General features: G+C 35.6%; 17 protein-coding genes. 12 read left to right on the plus strand and 5 right to left on the minus strand.

Annotated elements, in window-relative coordinates; genetic code table 11:
- Positions 1 to 6 precede the first annotated feature (6 nt).
- Positions 7 to 2,070, plus strand: coding sequence for a M16 family metallopeptidase (locus ACTF54_RS05560; RefSeq protein WP_347197323.1), 2,064 nt, complete (start codon positions 7 to 9; stop codon positions 2,068 to 2,070).
- A 115-nt stretch (positions 2,071 to 2,185) separates the two neighbouring features.
- On the opposite strand, the gene ACTF54_RS05565 is transcribed toward ACTF54_RS05560, so the two are convergent.
- From ACTF54_RS05565 to ACTF54_RS05580, 4 genes are all read right to left on the minus strand, one after another.
- Positions 2,186 to 2,701: a DinB family protein gene (locus ACTF54_RS05565; RefSeq protein ID WP_438968907.1), complete on the minus strand. Its 516-nt coding sequence runs from the start codon at positions 2,699 to 2,701 to the stop codon at positions 2,186 to 2,188.
- Positions 2,702 to 2,773: 72 nt separating this feature from the next.
- Entirely contained in the window at positions 2,774 to 3,583 is an 810-nt protein-coding gene (locus tag ACTF54_RS05570) for an undecaprenyl-diphosphate phosphatase (RefSeq protein WP_347197321.1), read from the minus strand.
- A complete protein-coding gene (locus ACTF54_RS05575) occupies positions 3,583 to 3,876 on the minus strand; it encodes a DUF3098 domain-containing protein (RefSeq protein ID WP_347197320.1) in 294 nt (97 codons plus the stop codon). Before ACTF54_RS05575 ends, ACTF54_RS05570 begins: the two co-directional genes overlap by 1 nt.
- 91 nt (positions 3,877 to 3,967) lie before the next feature.
- Complete coding sequence (locus ACTF54_RS05580; RefSeq protein WP_438968908.1) at positions 3,968 to 4,846, minus strand: cell division protein FtsX; 879 nt, start codon at positions 4,844 to 4,846, stop codon at positions 3,968 to 3,970.
- A gap of 128 nt (positions 4,847 to 4,974) precedes the next feature.
- Between ACTF54_RS05580 and ACTF54_RS05585 the strand changes: the two genes are divergently transcribed.
- Positions 4,975 to 8,016, plus strand: coding sequence for a leucine--tRNA ligase (locus ACTF54_RS05585; RefSeq protein WP_438968909.1), 3,042 nt, complete (start codon positions 4,975 to 4,977; stop codon positions 8,014 to 8,016).
- Positions 8,017 to 8,051: 35 nt separating this feature from the next.
- On the opposite strand, the gene ACTF54_RS05590 is transcribed toward ACTF54_RS05585, so the two are convergent.
- Complete coding sequence (locus ACTF54_RS05590) at positions 8,052 to 8,183, minus strand: hypothetical protein (RefSeq protein ID WP_438968910.1); 132 nt, start codon at positions 8,181 to 8,183, stop codon at positions 8,052 to 8,054.
- Between the two features lie 20 nt (positions 8,184 to 8,203).
- On the opposite strand from ACTF54_RS05590, the gene cyoE reads away from it, so the two are divergent.
- The 10 genes from cyoE (at position 8,204) to ACTF54_RS05640 (ending at position 15,489) form a co-directional block, all read left to right on the plus strand.
- On the plus strand, positions 8,204 to 9,097 hold the full coding sequence (cyoE, locus tag ACTF54_RS05595; RefSeq protein WP_347196811.1) for a heme o synthase: 894 nt from the start codon (positions 8,204 to 8,206) through the stop codon (positions 9,095 to 9,097).
- Positions 9,098 to 9,099: 2 nt separating this feature from the next.
- Positions 9,100 to 9,690 (plus strand): cytochrome c oxidase subunit 3, encoded by a 591-nt coding sequence (locus ACTF54_RS05600; RefSeq protein WP_438968911.1) that lies wholly within the window; start codon positions 9,100 to 9,102, stop codon positions 9,688 to 9,690.
- Positions 9,691 to 9,726: 36 nt separating this feature from the next.
- Positions 9,727 to 10,731 (plus strand): cytochrome c oxidase subunit 3, encoded by a 1,005-nt coding sequence (locus ACTF54_RS05605; protein ID WP_347196809.1) that lies wholly within the window; start codon positions 9,727 to 9,729, stop codon positions 10,729 to 10,731.
- 17 nt (positions 10,732 to 10,748) lie between these two features.
- Positions 10,749 to 11,156, plus strand: coding sequence for a cytochrome C oxidase subunit IV family protein (locus ACTF54_RS05610; RefSeq protein WP_347196808.1), 408 nt, complete (start codon positions 10,749 to 10,751; stop codon positions 11,154 to 11,156).
- A gap of 80 nt (positions 11,157 to 11,236) precedes the next feature.
- Positions 11,237 to 11,938, plus strand: a complete 702-nt coding sequence (locus ACTF54_RS05615) for a membrane or secreted protein (RefSeq protein WP_347196807.1) — start codon at positions 11,237 to 11,239, stop codon at positions 11,936 to 11,938.
- Complete coding sequence (locus ACTF54_RS05620; protein ID WP_347196806.1) at positions 11,928 to 12,638, plus strand: SCO family protein; 711 nt, start codon at positions 11,928 to 11,930, stop codon at positions 12,636 to 12,638. Before ACTF54_RS05615 ends, ACTF54_RS05620 begins: the two co-directional genes overlap by 11 nt.
- Before the next feature lie 2 nt (positions 12,639 to 12,640).
- On the plus strand, positions 12,641 to 13,162 hold the full coding sequence (locus ACTF54_RS05625) for a DUF420 domain-containing protein (RefSeq protein WP_347196805.1): 522 nt from the start codon (positions 12,641 to 12,643) through the stop codon (positions 13,160 to 13,162).
- Positions 13,163 to 13,171: 9 nt separating this feature from the next.
- On the plus strand, positions 13,172 to 13,399 hold the full coding sequence (locus tag ACTF54_RS05630; RefSeq protein ID WP_347196804.1) for a hypothetical protein: 228 nt from the start codon (positions 13,172 to 13,174) through the stop codon (positions 13,397 to 13,399).
- Between the two features lie 148 nt (positions 13,400 to 13,547).
- Positions 13,548 to 14,249, plus strand: a complete 702-nt coding sequence (locus ACTF54_RS05635) for an ABC transporter ATP-binding protein (protein WP_347196803.1) — start codon at positions 13,548 to 13,550, stop codon at positions 14,247 to 14,249.
- On the plus strand, positions 14,242 to 15,489 hold the full coding sequence (locus tag ACTF54_RS05640; RefSeq protein ID WP_438968912.1) for an ABC transporter permease: 1,248 nt from the start codon (positions 14,242 to 14,244) through the stop codon (positions 15,487 to 15,489). Before ACTF54_RS05635 ends, ACTF54_RS05640 begins: the two co-directional genes overlap by 8 nt.

Here is a 15,489-nt window from a genome sequence, read left to right on the forward strand (position 1 = left end):
ACCAAAATGAAAAAGCAACTCATATTTTTAATGGCCTTATTCCTTACAGGAGCAACAGCCATTGCGCAAATAGATAGATCGGTGATGCCTACTTCTGGTCCTACTCCAGAGATTAATTTAGGTAAGCCTTACACGTTTGAATTAAAAAATGGCCTTCAAGTACTGGTAGTTACAGATAAAAAACTTCCTACATTGAATATGAGCCTGGATCTGAACAATCCACCTGTTTTTGAAGGTGGTAAAGCAGGTGTGCAGTCTTTGACAGGTGCAATGATGGGAAAAGGATCTACAGAAACTTCTAAAGAAGAATTTAATGAAAAGGTAGATTTCCTAGGTGCTTTTATCAGTGTTAGCACTGGTGGCGGTTTTGCATCTTCCTTATCAAAGTATAAAGAAGAAGTTTTCGCTCTTTTTGCAGAAGCAGCGTTCAAGCCTAATTTTACTCAGAAAGAGTTAGAATTTGAAAGGTCTCAGGCAATTGAAGGGTTAAAATCTGGAGAAAATAGCGCAGCGGCGATTGCTGGTAAAGTACGTGGCGCGTTAGTTTATGGTAAAGATCATCCAGCTGGTGAGTTTGCTACTGAAGAAACGATGAATAGTGTAACTCTTGATGACGTTAAAAAATTCTATGCAGATTATTTTCGCCCATCAAACGGTTACTTGATTATTACTGGAGATATTGAAAAGAAAGAGGCTAAAAAATTAGTAAAGAAATATTTTGGTGATTGGAAAGAAGGAATGGCTCCTAAACCAGTTCTTCCAGAATTATCAGATGTTAGCGAGACTCAAATTAACTTGATCGATGTTCCTAACGCTGTTCAAACAGAACTAGCTGTGTTGAGCCTTTCTGATTTGAAAATGAACGATCCAGATTACTATGCAGTAATTGTAGCAAACTATATTTTCGGTGGAGGTTTTGGTTCTTATTTAAACATGAATCTACGTGAGGCAAATGGATATACGTATGGAGCGAGATCAAATATAGGTGCTGGTAGAAACTATAAATCAACTTTTAGCGCAACTACAAAGGTGCGTAATGAAGTGACCGATAGTGCTCTAGTAGAAACATTCAAAGAAATCAATAGAATTAGAAATGAATACGTAGAAGATGAAATGCTTGCAACTGCAAAAGCTAAATATTTAGGTAATTTCATCATGCAATCAGAAGATAAATCTGTGGTTGCAGATCGTGCTATTAGTATTAAGAAAAATGAGCTAGATAAAGATTTCTACAAAGATTTTATTACAAATATCAATAAGGTAACAAAGGAAGACGTAAAGCGTGTGGCTAATAAATATTTAAGCCCTGACAATTTGCGTATTGTATTAGTAGGTAAGGCAGGTGATATTCTTGAACCTCTTGAAAAAATGAAATTAAACGGTAAAACAGTGCCGATTAAGTTCTATGACAAAGATGCAAATGAGACAGAGCGTCCATCTACTATAGAAATTCCTGCAGGTCTAACGGCTCAAACAGTACTAGATAATTATATCACCGCAATAGGTGGTAAAGAAGCGGTAAGTGCATTAAATTCCACATCACTTTTTGCAGTTTATACAACTCCTCAAGGAGATCTCATACTAGATATGAAAGGTACTAAAGATAATAAAATGGCTAAAACTTTAAAAATGGCTGGAAATACCCTTATGCGTCAGGTAGTTGCAAACGGTAAAGGAAAAGTAAGCGGTATGGGCGGTAGCCAAGAGTTGACAGGTGACGATTTAACGTCGGCTGAGTTAGAGGCTACATTCTTCCCAGAACTTTACATTTCACAAAAAGCAATGCTTGAAGGTGCTGAAATGATGGGTGAAAGCCAGGTTTATGTGATCAAGTGGTCAGATAATAAAAAAGCATTTTATGACGTGAATACTGGATTAAAAATAGCTGAAGAAACAACTCAAGAAGCTCAAGGTCAAAAAGTAGCTGTTATGGTTAAGTATTCAGACTATAAAGAGACTAGTGGAGTAATGTTTCCTATGACTATCACTCAACAAATGATGGGTCAAAATCTTGGTTTCAAAGTTAAAAAAGTTGAGGTTAATACTGTAAAAGATTCAGATTTTGAGTAATAGGAATTGATGGATTTATGTTTCGCTTTCGCGAAAGCGTAATAAATACAAACTTTATATAACTAAAAACGGCTTCTAGAAATAGAAGCCGTTTTTTATGCAATAAACTCCATCGTTACCAACCGCTATAGGAAGGCGGCTCAACATCTTTTAAATTTAAATAAACAAGCAATTGCCCACGGTGATGTGTCACGTGATCTTGCATTAAATTTAAAATTTGAAGTTTAGTTTTAGGTCCGGTGAAAAATGCTACTGTTTCCTTTAATTCCTCTTCTGATGTTGCGCTTATTGTAACATATGCTTTGTCAAAGCTGCTGCGTAACAATTCTATCGTGTCCTTTTTGTTAAAGGTAAAATAATCAGTATTGTTTTTATCTTTCTCGTTTTTGATAAAATAAGATGAATTAAGCCAGTTCATATTACTTTGAATATGAAGTAGTTGTTCTTTAAAAGATTTTTGCCTTGATGTAGGTTTGTAATCATAATATTCTTCTGGCATTGCTTCTGCAACTGCGATCATATAATCGCGAGAGTTATTCCATTTCTCTAGAAAAGCACCTTTAACTGTTGCTTGTTGCGCCGTTGTTAATGCACTTATTAGTAAAAATGATACATATAGTATCCTTTGCATAATCTGTTTTTTAGATCATCAAAAGTAACTAGAAAATTTAGCGTGAAGTAAAATGTAATTATGTAAGGCTGTCTATGAATACATTACACCAGCAACAATGGCTATAACTCCTACCGCAAAACAGTAGTAAGAAAAGTAATGAAGCTTTGCCTTACGCACTAAGGATATCATCCATGTACAAGCTAATAAGCCAATAATAAACGCCGATAGAAAACCTGCAATAAGTGGTGTGGTAGAAACAGTGTCTATCACGACATCACCTTTAATAATATCAAGTCCATCTTTTGCGATCTTACCAAAAATCAACGGCACGACCATTAAAAATGAAAATCGTGCGGCTTTTGCTCTGTCATTTCCCAATAGAACAGATGTAGAAATAGTAGCACCACTTCTAGAAACACCTGGTAGCATTGCAATGGCTTGAGAAAGACCTATAATGATAGCATCTTTCCAGGTCACGTCTTTTCCTGTTTTCTTTGCTCTACCTGCTAGAAATAATAATAAACCAGTAATGATAAGCATAAAACCTACAAGTATGATCTGTCCTTCAAAAAGAGCTTCTAATTGCTTTTGAAAAAGCAACCCTACAATAACTGCCGGTATCATAGATAACACAATTTTTGAAGCAAATTGAGTTTCTTGATTCCATTGAAAAGAAAATATACCCTTTAAAAGTTCAATAATATCTTTTCTAAAAACGATAATTGTGCTTAAAGCAGTTGCAAAATGAACAATAACCGTAAAAAGTAGATTTTCTTCTTTATTGCCTATATCTGTTCCTAGTACTGCTTTTCCTAGTTCGATGTGTCCACTAGAAGAAACCGGCAAAAATTCAGTTAGTCCTTGAATTGCACCTAGAATAAGTGCATCTAATGTTTCCATTATTTTTTATCTGGATTTAGCAATATCGCATACATTTCGATTCCAAAACCAGCTAACACCAGCATAGGTGCTAATCGTATTCTTCTCCATGAAAAAATAGCCTCATTAAATACCGCAGGATCATCACTACCGCCGCCAGCCATAAGTGTAAACCCTAAAGCAATAACTACTAGACCTATAACCATCCAGACATAGTTTTTCTTTTTAAAGATAAATTCAAACTTAGGTTTGATGTTTTCAAAATGCTCCTTGTTTCCCTGTTCTGCAACTTTCCTGTTCTTACTTTCTCCCATGACTTAACTTTCTTTTATTCTAATCCTTCGATCTAGGGAAGGAGTTTTTATTATTTTGAATTTCGAGTTCAATTTCGAGTTCAATTTCACTTTAATAATACAATTGATCTGTCTTCAAGTTCAAATAACGAGTTGTTGCAAAAAATGTACTGATCAAACTTATCAAAATCCCAAATACTAAAACACCGACGAATAAGATTCCTAACATCTCATAATTCTTGAGAATTTCTAATTCTGGCACAAAACCATCAGCATAATATACCACAACGGCTAGCAATCCTAGGGCCAAAACTGCTGCTATCAATCCTAACTTAATACTGGTCATAATAAATGGTTTACGTATAAAACCTTTTGTCGCGCCTACCATTTGCATGGTTTTGATAGTAAATCTTTTTGCATAAACGCTTAGGCGTATAGAACTGTTGATCAATAAAAATGCAATCAAAACAAATATTCCTGAAACGATCAACATCCAGAAAGAGATACGCTTTACATTTTCATTCAATAAAGAAACCAGCGGTTTATCATAACTTACTTCTTGCACAAAATCTTTTGCAGCTAGATCATCAGCAATTTCTTGAATCTCTGTTGCAGTTACAAATTTGGCATTCAATCGCACATCTATAGAATTAGGAATAGGATTAAAGCCATCTAATTGCGCTATAAAATCTTCTCCTAGATCTTCTTTCATGGTTTGTGCGCCTTCTTCACTACTTATAAAAACAGCACTTTTAGTATAGTCTACCATTTGAAGGGTTTTCTCTAGCTGGCGCATTTCCACATCCTTTGCAGTATCTTTAAAATAAATGGACATAGGAACAAGCTCACGAGCATAATCGGCTAGCTTCTGACTATTCAGTAAGAAAAAACCTTGAAGGCCTAGCATGAATAACACTAAAAACAAGCTGATCACCACCCAGAAATAGGAGCTGAATAAACGGCGTTTTTGATAATTGGATTGTGATGACATAAATTTAACCGCTACTAGATTTAAGATACAAAAATAACAAAGTAAATCTTCTACTAATGATTACAACGTGAATAGTTTAATCATTGTTGTAAACACCCTATTTTTGTGCCTTATTACAAGAACAAACTATGTTACTCTACGATCACAAAGAAATAGAAGCAAAATGGCAAAAACATTGGGCAGAAAATAAAACCTTTAACGCGGTAAATAATTCGGACAAGCCTAAGTTTTATGCACTCGACATGTTCCCTTATCCTAGTGGTGCTGGGCTACACGTTGGGCATCCGTTAGGTTATATCGCCAGTGATATTGTCTCTCGCTATAAGCGTCACAAGGGTTTTAATGTCTTGCATCCTATGGGTTATGATAGTTTTGGACTACCTGCAGAGCAATATGCTATACAAACTGGGCAACATCCTGCAGAGACTACTAAAACAAATATTGAAGGAGGAACGGATAAGTCTGGAAATGAAATTGCCGGATACCGCAATCAGATGGACCGTATCGGTTTTAGTTTTGATTGGGATCGCGAGGTGCGTACTTCCTCGCCAGATTATTATAAATACACGCAGGAAATTTTTATCATGCTTTTTGAAAGTTGGTATGATAAAGATGCAGATAAAGCACAACCTATAAGTTTGTTGGAATCTCGCTTTCGCGAAAGCGGAACTACCACTATCAACGCTGCCACAGAAGATGATTTGAGACAATTCACAGCGGCACAGTGGAATGCGTTTACAGACAAAGAGCAACAAGAAATATTATTAGATTACAGATTGACATTTCTTGCTGATACTGAAGTGAACTGGTGTCCGGCTTTGGGAACGGTTCTAGCAAATGATGAGATCGTAAACGGCGTTTCAGAACGTGGTGGTCATCCAGTAGTGCGCAAAAAAATGCGCCAATGGATGATGAGAATCAGTGCGTTTGCAGAGCGCTTATTGAACGATTTAGACGGTCTAGACTGGTCAGAATCCATCAAAGAAATCCAGCGCAACTGGATCGGGAAATCTGTTGGTGCGATGGTTTCTTTTCAACTAGATGAGCATAAAATAGATGTCTTTACAACGAGACCAGATACGATTTTTGGAGTAACATTTATGACTCTAGCTCCAGAGCACGAGTTAGTAGATGTGATTACTACACCTGCGCAAAAAGAAGCTGTTGAAGCCTATAAAAAAGCAACTGCAGCAAGATCTGAAAGAGAACGCATGGCAGATGTAAAGACTATTTCTGGCGTGTTTACTGGAGCTTATGCTACGCATCCTTTAAGTGGTGAGCAAGTCCCGGTTTGGATAGGTGATTATGTTTTGGCTGGTTATGGAACAGGAGCCGTCATGGCCGTACCATGTGGTGATGAGCGCGATCATGCGTTTGCTAACTTTTTTGCCGGTCAGGAAGGAATGCCTGCTATCAAAAACATTTTTGATGGTGTAGATATTAGTGAAGAAGCTTATGCTGCAAAGGATAAAACACCGCTTTGCAACAGTGATTTCTTAAACGGAATGAGCTATAAACAAGCCATGTACGCAGCCATCCAAAAACTAGAAGAAATAGGTGCTGGAAAAGGAAAAACCAATTATAGATTACGTGACGCGGTATTTTCTAGACAGCGTTATTGGGGCGAACCGTTTCCTGTATATTATAAAGACGGCTTGCCACAAATGATAGACCGCAAATACTTGCCTATCGAGTTGCCAGAAGTAGACGAATACCTACCTACAGAAGATGGCGCGCCACCATTAGGTCGTGCGACAACGTGGAGCTGGTGCACTCAAGAAAACAAAGTCGTTTCTAACGAGGATGATCGTGATTGTGTGTATCCGCTAGAATTGAACACCATGCCAGGATGGGCAGGAAGCTCTTGGTATATGTTCAGATACATGGATGCTAACAATGAAAACGAAATGTTTTCAAAAGAAGCACAAGAATACTGGAATAACGTAGATCTATATATAGGTGGTAGCGAGCACGCGACCGGTCACTTATTGTACAGTAGATTTTGGGTAAAATTATTACACGATCTAGGTAAAGTCACGGTAGAAGAACCTTTTCAGAAGATGATCAATCAAGGGATGATTTTGGGGGAAAGTGCTTTTGTGCATATGATAAAACCAAAACTTATCAGTTTAAAGGATAGAGTGAAGATCGATTTGAATCCGCCTATTATAGTGATTGATGAAAAAGTAGCTAAAGGATTATTAGACTCTAATAAGTTAAGTGACTTACATCAGGATGTAATCAACTATTTTGAAGAGGAATATAAAATGTCATTAAAGTTTAATAAAGACTATGATAAATACGACTTGTGCTTTGAGATATTAAAATCTGGTAATATTCCGATAGCAAATGTAGTTAATGCTGAGATTAAAACTGAGTTTCTAAAAGAGTATCATACGACTAAAAATTTTGAGTATTTCTATGATTCTTCTGGTTTAAATAAGATTGATGAGTTGAAATCAATTCCACTTTTCTTTGAGCCTGAAAAAATGTCCAAGTCTAAATACAATGTCGTGAATCCAGATGACATTTGTGATCAGTATGGAGCAGATACTTTGCGTTTGTACGAGATGTTTTTAGGTCCGCTAGAGCAAGCAAAGCCATGGAATACGGCAGGTATTACTGGTGTTTATGGTTTTATGAAAAAGCTGTGGAAACTGTATCATAACGATGCTGGTTTTTCTGTAAGTGATGAGAAAGCGTCTCCTGATAGCATGAAAACCTTGCACAAGACTATTAAGAAGGTACAAGATGATATCGAGAACTTCTCATTCAATACCAGTGTAAGTAGTTTTATGATTGCGGTTAATGAGTTAACGCAACAAAAATGTAATAGTCGTGAGGTTTTAGAACCGCTTGCAATTCTAATATCACCATACGCACCACACATCGCTGAGGAATTGTGGTCACTTTTAGGTCATAATGAATCAATAAGTGAGGCGTCTTTCCCAGTATTTGACGAGAAACACTTAGTGGAAAGTAGCAAGACGTATCCTATATCATTCAATGGAAAGATGAAATTCACATTAGATTTACCAGTAGACGTTTCAAAAGACGAGTTAGAGAAAATGGTATTAGAAAACGAGAAGGTACAGCAGCAATTGGAAGGAAAACAAATTCGTAAAACGATCATTGTACCTGGAAAGATTGTGAATTTTGTGGTAGGATAAAAGATCTGACATCAGATAAATTAAAAAGAGAGCTTTTATAGCTCTCTTTTTTTGTTTGTGATCTCGCTTTCGCGAAAGCGGAACGGTTCCATTGCTCCATAATCATAAAATAGTCTGAAAGCTACATAAAACCTTTGCGGCAAAGCAGCTGTGAGGTATCTTTGCAAACCTTTAAAAAACAGCTTTTTTGAGTGAAACGACTGCCATAGAAAAATCTCCTAGTGTAATTAAAAATTACATCGAGATTACTAAACCGAGACTTTCCATAGTTGTCGTGTTTTCTTCTATTGCTGGATATTTTCTGGCTGCTAACACCTATGATCCTTGGACCATTCTTTTACTTGTGGTAGGTGGTTATTTTTTAGTAGGTTCTTCAAATGTTTTCAATCAAATTATAGAGAAAGATCTGGATGCGTTAATGAAACGTACTCAAAATAGACCTTTGCCTACAGGTAGAGTTTCTGTTCAAAGTGCCTGGATTTATGGGCTACTTATGGCATTGAGTGGTGTTTATATGCTGTATTTGATCAATTTTGCCACTGCCTTTTTTGGGGCGCTAAGTATTATTTTATATGCAGCAGTTTACACACCATTAAAGACTAGAACACCTTTATGTGTGTTTGTAGGTGCTTTTCCTGGTGCTATTCCTTATATGTTAGGTTGGGTTGCGGCTAGTGGGGATTTTGGTATCGAGCCAGGTACTTTATTTATGCTGCAGTTTTTTTGGCAATTTCCTCACTTTTGGGCGATAGGATGGATGCTAGAAGACGACTATAAAGCCGGTGGTTTTAAGATGCTTCCTACAGGATCTGCAGATAAAGGAACAGCAGTTCAAATTATTTTATATACCATATGGACCGTAATGGTATCATTGATTCCAGTTTTTGGCATTACTGGAGAGCTTTATATGACCGTATGGAGTGCTGTTATTGTTGGGTTGCTAGGAGTTTGGTTTTTATATTATGCGGTAAAATTGTACCAAGAACGTAGTAACGCCATCGCAAAGAAGTTAATGTTGGTAAGTGTGAGTTACATTACGCTTATTCAAATCATCTACGTGGTAGATAAATTTTTAAGATAGAAATGATAGATATAACGCAATTACCTGTTAAAGAAAAAATAGCTAGATCAAAAAAGCAAATGATGTGGTTTGCCATTATGAGTTTATTGATGATGTTTGCTGGACTGACTAGCGCCTACATTATCAGTAGCAGTCGTAGAGATTGGGTAGAGGTAGAACTTCCATCAGAGTTTTTTTACAGTACTGGCGTGATAGTACTGAGCTCGCTAACTTTATTTTTAGCTAAAAAAAGTTTAAAGAATAATAATTTATCTGGAGCATCTTTAATGACAGCTATCACCTTTTTATTAGGGACTATTTTTGTTGTTATGCAGTTTTATGGATTTAATTCATTAACAGATGCTGGTATTTTCTTTACAGGAAAAGGTAGTAGTGTGGCTGGATCTTTTATTTATATCATAGTAATGGCGCATCTTGCTCATATTGTAGCAGGTCTTATATCGCTGACTATCATCACATTTAAAGCGGTGACGAAAAGATATTCTAGAAATAACATGCTAGGTTTTGAGTTAGGAGCTATTTTCTGGCACTTTGTAGATGTGTTATGGATTTTTCTTCTTCTGTTTTTAGCATTTGGAAAGTACATTTTTTAACTTATTTTTGCAACAACTTACAACTAATCTAATGTTATGGATACAACAGTAGCTTCTACTGGTACCGAAGGCCAAAAATGGGGTGGTGGAGATAGCAAACCTCTAAACGCCAGTTACGGAAAAATGATGATGTGGTTTTTCATCCTGTCGGACGCACTGACTTTCACAGGTTTTCTTGCCGCATACGGTTTCTCGAGATTTAAATTTATTGAAGAATGGCCTATTGCAGATGAGGTTTTTAATCACTTTCCATTTATGCATGGAACTGATGCTCCTATGTTTTATGTTGCATTAATGACTTTTATTCTTATCGGTTCTTCTGTTACCATGGTACTTGCTGTAGATGCAGGTCATAGGATGGATAGAAAGAAAGTAGCTTTCTATATGTTATTAACAGTAATCGGTGGATTTGTGTTTGTAGGTTCACAAGCATGGGAATGGAAAAATTTCATCAATGGTGAATATGGCGCAGTAAAAACTAAAGGTGGTAAAATACTTCAATTTCTCGATGTAGAAACAGGTAAAAGAGTCGCATTAGAGGATTTTGCGCAAGTAGGACCTAGAGACGTTGCTCCTTATGGAAATAATGAAGGCATCTGGTTTCAATCATCTGGTGAGTATAATGCTTCTTTCACATTAGAAGAGGTGATGACAGGTTTTGAAGCAAATCCTAATGTAACTATCAGAACACAACAGTTAATTCTTAATGAAGAAACTGGTGCAAGTGAAAAATTAGTTCTTTCAAGAGAAGATGCACTAGTGAAATTAAAGAAAGATGCTGTAGGTGTTGTAGAAGGAGCAAACCTTACTGAGAATGAATATGGAGCACCGCTTTTTGCAGACTTCTTTTTCTTTATCACAGGTTTTCATGGATTTCATGTATTTTCTGGGGTAATGTTCAATCTGCTTATTTTCTTTAATGTGCTATTAGGAACTTATGAGAGAAGAGGTAGTTATGAAATGGTAGAGAAAGTTGGTCTTTACTGGCACTTTGTAGATTTAGTTTGGGTATTTGTATTTACATTCTTCTACCTAGTATAATTTTTTAAGATATTAAAATGGCAGATCACGCAGCACATAGCGACGGACACGCAGAGCATAAATTAGAGATCTTTAGAGGTCTTGTAAAATTTAAATCAAACACGCAAAAAATTTGGGGTGTATTGATATTCCTATCGATACTTACTATTATAGAAGTAGTTCTAGGATACATCAAACCAGATTTTTTAAATGGAACTTTTCTAGCTCTTAAATATTTGAACTGGATATTCATTATCCTTACATTGGTAAAAGCTTATTACATCACTTGGGATTTTATGCACATGAGAGATGAGACAAGTGGCTTAAGAAGAGCAGTGGTCTGGACTGGTGTATTTCTTGTTATCTATCTAATAGCTATTTTATTAGTAGAAGGAGATTACATCTATGAAGTTTACAAGAGTGCAGCTGTAAGTAGAGACTTCTAATGACGACTTTATAAACATATAAAAAGGACGGTTTTACCGTCCTTTTTTATACCTCATTTTGAAAATAATTATATAAGATTATGTCCAACTTTCCTAAGGCCCAAGGAATTAAACAAACTAGTAGAGTAGCGATAGTTAGCGTACTGCTTATTCTATTTGCCTTGCCATTACTTACGTATTTATTTTTTCTAAATGGAGAGCATCACTTTAAAACACTACCAATCGTTACAGAGAACGTTCTGGAATTAGATGCGTTTAAAACAATTGAAGGTGAACAGATTAGTCTCAAGGATAGTGTTTCGATTATTAATTTTCTAGGAAACAATCCTTACAACCGCATCGGTTATGTATCTAACATAAATGAGAAAATTTACAAAGATTTTCATGAGTTTGATGGTTATCAAATGATCAGTATTCTACCTGCCGAAGGTGTTAAAGATATAGAGGAAATAAAATCTCAGATGTCAGAAACAACAGACCTAAGCGATTGGCATTTTGTTGTTGCAGATGAAGAAGAGATTAAAAACTTTTTCAACTCTTTTAAATCTAACCTTACATTGAATAAGGACCTCTCTTCAGAACATGCCTTTATTGTAGATAAACAGTTATCGCTCAGAGGAAGAACTGATGATGAAGAACTAGGTGTTGTATATGGATATGACACATATTTAATTGCAAATTTGAACAAAAGAATGATGGATGACATGAGAGTTCTTCTAGCAGAATATAGGTTTGCTTTCAAAAAAAATAGAGACGAAAAAATTCAGATGAATGAGCAATAAGAAAGACACTCCTTATTACGTAGGTCTTGGTATCGTTATAATCATATTTGGCTACTTTGCAGTAACAAATGTTATTGATTACGTACAGAAAAACAAAGTCACAGATAGTAATAGGTCAGAAGATCGCATTCCTGTCGCAGATAAATTTTTGAAGAAATTCAATAAAGTCCCTGATTTTGAATTTATCAATCAAGACGGAGATACAATAACTAACAGAGACTTATTAGGTAAGGTTTATGTGATCGATTTCTTTTTCACTACGTGTCCTACCATCTGTACTCCTATGAGTATGAATATGTCAAAAGTCAGTCAGGCCTTAGAAGATCAAAAAGATTTTAGAGCCGTATCCATTACCATAGATCCTGATAATGATCAGCCTGAAGTATTAAAGCAATATGCTCAAAAGTACGATGCTAATGATAATTGGTATTTTTTAACAGGTGATAAAGAAGCTACCTACAGATTAAGTAGAGAAGGCTTCAATGCTTATGTTGCCGAAAGTGAAAATCAAGATATACGCTTTGAACACAGTGGTAATTTTGCATTAGTAGATAGAGATGGTTACATAAGATCGCGTAAAGTAAGAATAGACGATCAAAATGAAAATTGGATTTACCATTATAATGGCGTCCAAGAAAACGATATTCCTGCGCAGATTAAAGAGATTATTGAAGATGCAGAAACACTTTTAAATAAGTAAATATGTTAGAAAAAAGAGGTCCAGCGATTATTATAGCTATTTCTATATTAGTTCCTTTAGTAGTAGTAGTTTTAATTTTTATGCCAGAGAGATACAATTTTTTAGGAGTTGACGCTGGTTTATTGCCATTATTTCATGCGGTGCTTAACGGTATGACCGCCTTGTTGTTAGTTACTGGTGTTACTTTAATTAAAAAGCAAAATCGTATCGCACATCGATATGTGATGACTACAGCTTTTGTTTTGAGCGCTATATTTTTGGTCAGTTATGTGATTTCTAAGATAAGTAACGAGCCTGTTTCTTATCCTGTAGACGCTCCATTTAGGTATTTGTATCTATTTATTTTAGTAAGCCATATCGTCCTTTGTGCTATAATATTGCCGTTAGTGTTGTACACGATGTATTTTGCTTGGACTAAAAAATTTGAAAAACATAAGAAGATTGCCTCTTGGACTTTTCCTATTTGGTTATATGTTGCAATAAGTGGTGTTCTTGTGTATGTTTTTATGCAACCTTACTACTAAAATATTGTTATGAGAAAGCTACTAGTTTTATTAATTGTTTTCAGTTTTCCCGCTTTCGCGAAAGCGCAATGCGCCATGTGCCGTGCCGTTATAGAAAGTTCTGGAGATACCGCAGCTGCTGAAGGTTTAAATAATGGAATTACTTATTTAATGGCATTTCCATATCTTCTTGTGGGAGCAATTATCTACATGATTTACCGCAATACTCAGAAAAAATCTGAAGATATAGAGGTGTAGCCTTCAACCTATTAAAACTCTTTAACACCCATTAAACACAGATGGGTGTGAATTAACATATTATTATAAGGAATTAGTGTAACAAGTACTGAAATTTACGGTCTTGTTAAAATAGATCTGCCCAAGGCAAATCTGATAAACACTAACCATGATTGAAATCACTGATTTACATAAATCTTATAAGACTGGAAACACCTCTTTACACGTATTAAAGGGTATTGATTTTTCAGTTAAAGAAGGCGAACTAGTTTCCATAATGGGTTCTTCTGGTTCTGGTAAATCAACGCTTCTTAATATTTTAGGAATGTTAGATGAAGCTGATAGTGGTTCCTACACATTAGATAACACACCGATAAAGAACCTTAATGAGAAAATTGCAGCTCAATATCGCAATAAATTCCTAGGTTTTATTTTCCAGTCTTTTAATTTGATTAGTTACAAAAACGCTATTGATAATGTTGCATTGCCATTATATTATCAAAAAGTTAATCGTAAGGAAAGAGATGAAAAAGCAATGTATTACTTAGAAAAAGTAGGACTTGCTGATTGGGCAGATCATTTGCCTAATCAACTTTCTGGTGGACAAAAACAACGAGTTGCTATAGCAAGAGCATTAGCTAGTAACCCTAAAGTCCTTCTAGCAGATGAACCTACAGGAGCATTGGATACAAAAACTTCTTATGAGGTAATGGATTTGATTCAAGGAATTAATGAAGAAGGCCGCACTATACTTATTGTTACTCACGAGCCGGATATCGCTCAAATGACTAAGCGCATTGTCAATCTTAAAGATGGTAGAATTATAGATGACACCCTTGTAGATCAAGTAAAAGCTATACCTCATGTTTAATTTAGAGAGCTGGCAAGAAATATTTGATACTATTCGTAAGAATAAGCTACGCACATTTCTAACGAGTTTATCTGTAGCATCTGGTATTTTTATTTTGGTTATTCTTCTAGGTGTTTCCTCAGGAATAGCAAATGGCGTGAAGGAAGAGTTTTCTAGTGATGCTACAAACCGTATTCAAATAAGAACTAGAATCACTACTAAAGAATTTAAAGGGCTCAATCCAGGTCGCAGACTTCAGTTAACTAATAAGGATTATGAGAATCTCAATAGAAAATATGAGGACCAGCTAGAATATAAAACTAGTCTCTATAGTACTTGGGGTGGGCAAGTAAATTATAAAGATAAACAAGGTAGTTATAGAGTAGAAGGTGTGTATCCTGATCAACAATTTATTGAAAATGCAACGCTGTCTGATGGAAGGTTTATCAGTTTATCTGATAATGAAGAATCTCGTAAAGTGGCCATCCTAGGATATCAAATGAAGCAAGATTTATTTCCTGAAACTGATCCAATTGGTAAAATTATCCTTGTCAATAACAATATTAACTTTACTGTTGTAGGCGTTTATACAGATCCAGGTGGGACAAGAGAAGAATCTAGAATGTTTATACCTATAAAAACGGCTCAAAAGGTTTTTAATCAAGGAGAGAATATTAATAGTATTGCTTATACGGTTAATATGGGTAAGAATTTTAATGAAACTGCACAGCTAAGTGCCCAAATGACGCAGTCTATTGAACAAGATTTAAGAACAAGGTTTACGGTTGCTCCTGATGATAGAGTTGCCATAAGAGTCCGAGACACGTTAGAACAAGCAAAACCATTTTTTGATTTGATCGATACCTTAAAAGCGGTTTTTTGGTTTATTGGTTTGGGTACAATTATCGCTGGTATCGTAGGTGTAGGAAATATCATGCTTATTGTAGTTAAGGAACGAACAAAAGAAATAGGAATTAGAAAAGCATTAGGAGCATTACCGAGTGAAATAATTTTGATGATTCTTCAAGAATCTATTTTCATTACCAGTCTTGCTGGACTTATAGGTTTATTTCTAGGTGTTGGTCTTTTAGAACTAGCGGCGCCATATATTGAAAATGATTTTATAAATAATCCCACAGTAGATTTTACCACTTCCATTACAACAGTAATAATCCTTGTTGTTGCTGGTGCAATAGCGGGATTCATTCCGGCTAGGAGAGCAGCAAATATTAAACCTATAGATGCACTAAGAGACGAATAA

Origin of the sequence: Nonlabens sp. (genome assembly GCF_965657255.1) — a bacterium.
Lineage (GTDB): Bacteria > Bacteroidota > Bacteroidia > Flavobacteriales > Flavobacteriaceae > Nonlabens.

Excerpts from the sequence above, each read along its gene's own strand:
- ACTF54_RS05560 (WP_347197323.1), top strand. The coding sequence starts at position 7 with ATGAAAAAGCAACTCATATTTTTAATGGCCTTATTCCTTACAGGAGCA.
- ACTF54_RS05565 (WP_438968907.1), bottom strand. The coding sequence starts at position 2,701 with ATGCAAAGGATACTATATGTATCATTTTTACTAATAAGTGCATTAACA.
- ACTF54_RS05570 (WP_347197321.1), bottom strand. The coding sequence starts at position 3,583 with ATGGAAACATTAGATGCACTTATTCTAGGTGCAATTCAAGGACTAACT.
- ACTF54_RS05575 (WP_347197320.1), bottom strand. The coding sequence starts at position 3,876 with ATGGGAGAAAGTAAGAACAGGAAAGTTGCAGAACAGGGAAACAAGGAG.
- ACTF54_RS05580 (WP_438968908.1), bottom strand. The coding sequence starts at position 4,846 with ATGTCATCACAATCCAATTATCAAAAACGCCGTTTATTCAGCTCCTAT.
- ACTF54_RS05585 (WP_438968909.1), top strand. The coding sequence starts at position 4,975 with ATGTTACTCTACGATCACAAAGAAATAGAAGCAAAATGGCAAAAACAT.
- ACTF54_RS05600 (WP_438968911.1), top strand. The coding sequence starts at position 9,100 with ATGATAGATATAACGCAATTACCTGTTAAAGAAAAAATAGCTAGATCA.
- ACTF54_RS05605 (WP_347196809.1), top strand. The coding sequence starts at position 9,727 with ATGGATACAACAGTAGCTTCTACTGGTACCGAAGGCCAAAAATGGGGT.
- ACTF54_RS05610 (WP_347196808.1), top strand. The coding sequence starts at position 10,749 with ATGGCAGATCACGCAGCACATAGCGACGGACACGCAGAGCATAAATTA.
- ACTF54_RS05615 (WP_347196807.1), top strand. The coding sequence starts at position 11,237 with ATGTCCAACTTTCCTAAGGCCCAAGGAATTAAACAAACTAGTAGAGTA.
- ACTF54_RS05620 (WP_347196806.1), top strand. The coding sequence starts at position 11,928 with ATGAGCAATAAGAAAGACACTCCTTATTACGTAGGTCTTGGTATCGTT.
- ACTF54_RS05625 (WP_347196805.1), top strand. The coding sequence starts at position 12,641 with ATGTTAGAAAAAAGAGGTCCAGCGATTATTATAGCTATTTCTATATTA.
- ACTF54_RS05630 (WP_347196804.1), top strand. The coding sequence starts at position 13,172 with ATGAGAAAGCTACTAGTTTTATTAATTGTTTTCAGTTTTCCCGCTTTC.
- ACTF54_RS05635 (WP_347196803.1), top strand. The coding sequence starts at position 13,548 with ATGATTGAAATCACTGATTTACATAAATCTTATAAGACTGGAAACACC.
- ACTF54_RS05640 (WP_438968912.1), top strand. The coding sequence starts at position 14,242 with ATGTTTAATTTAGAGAGCTGGCAAGAAATATTTGATACTATTCGTAAG.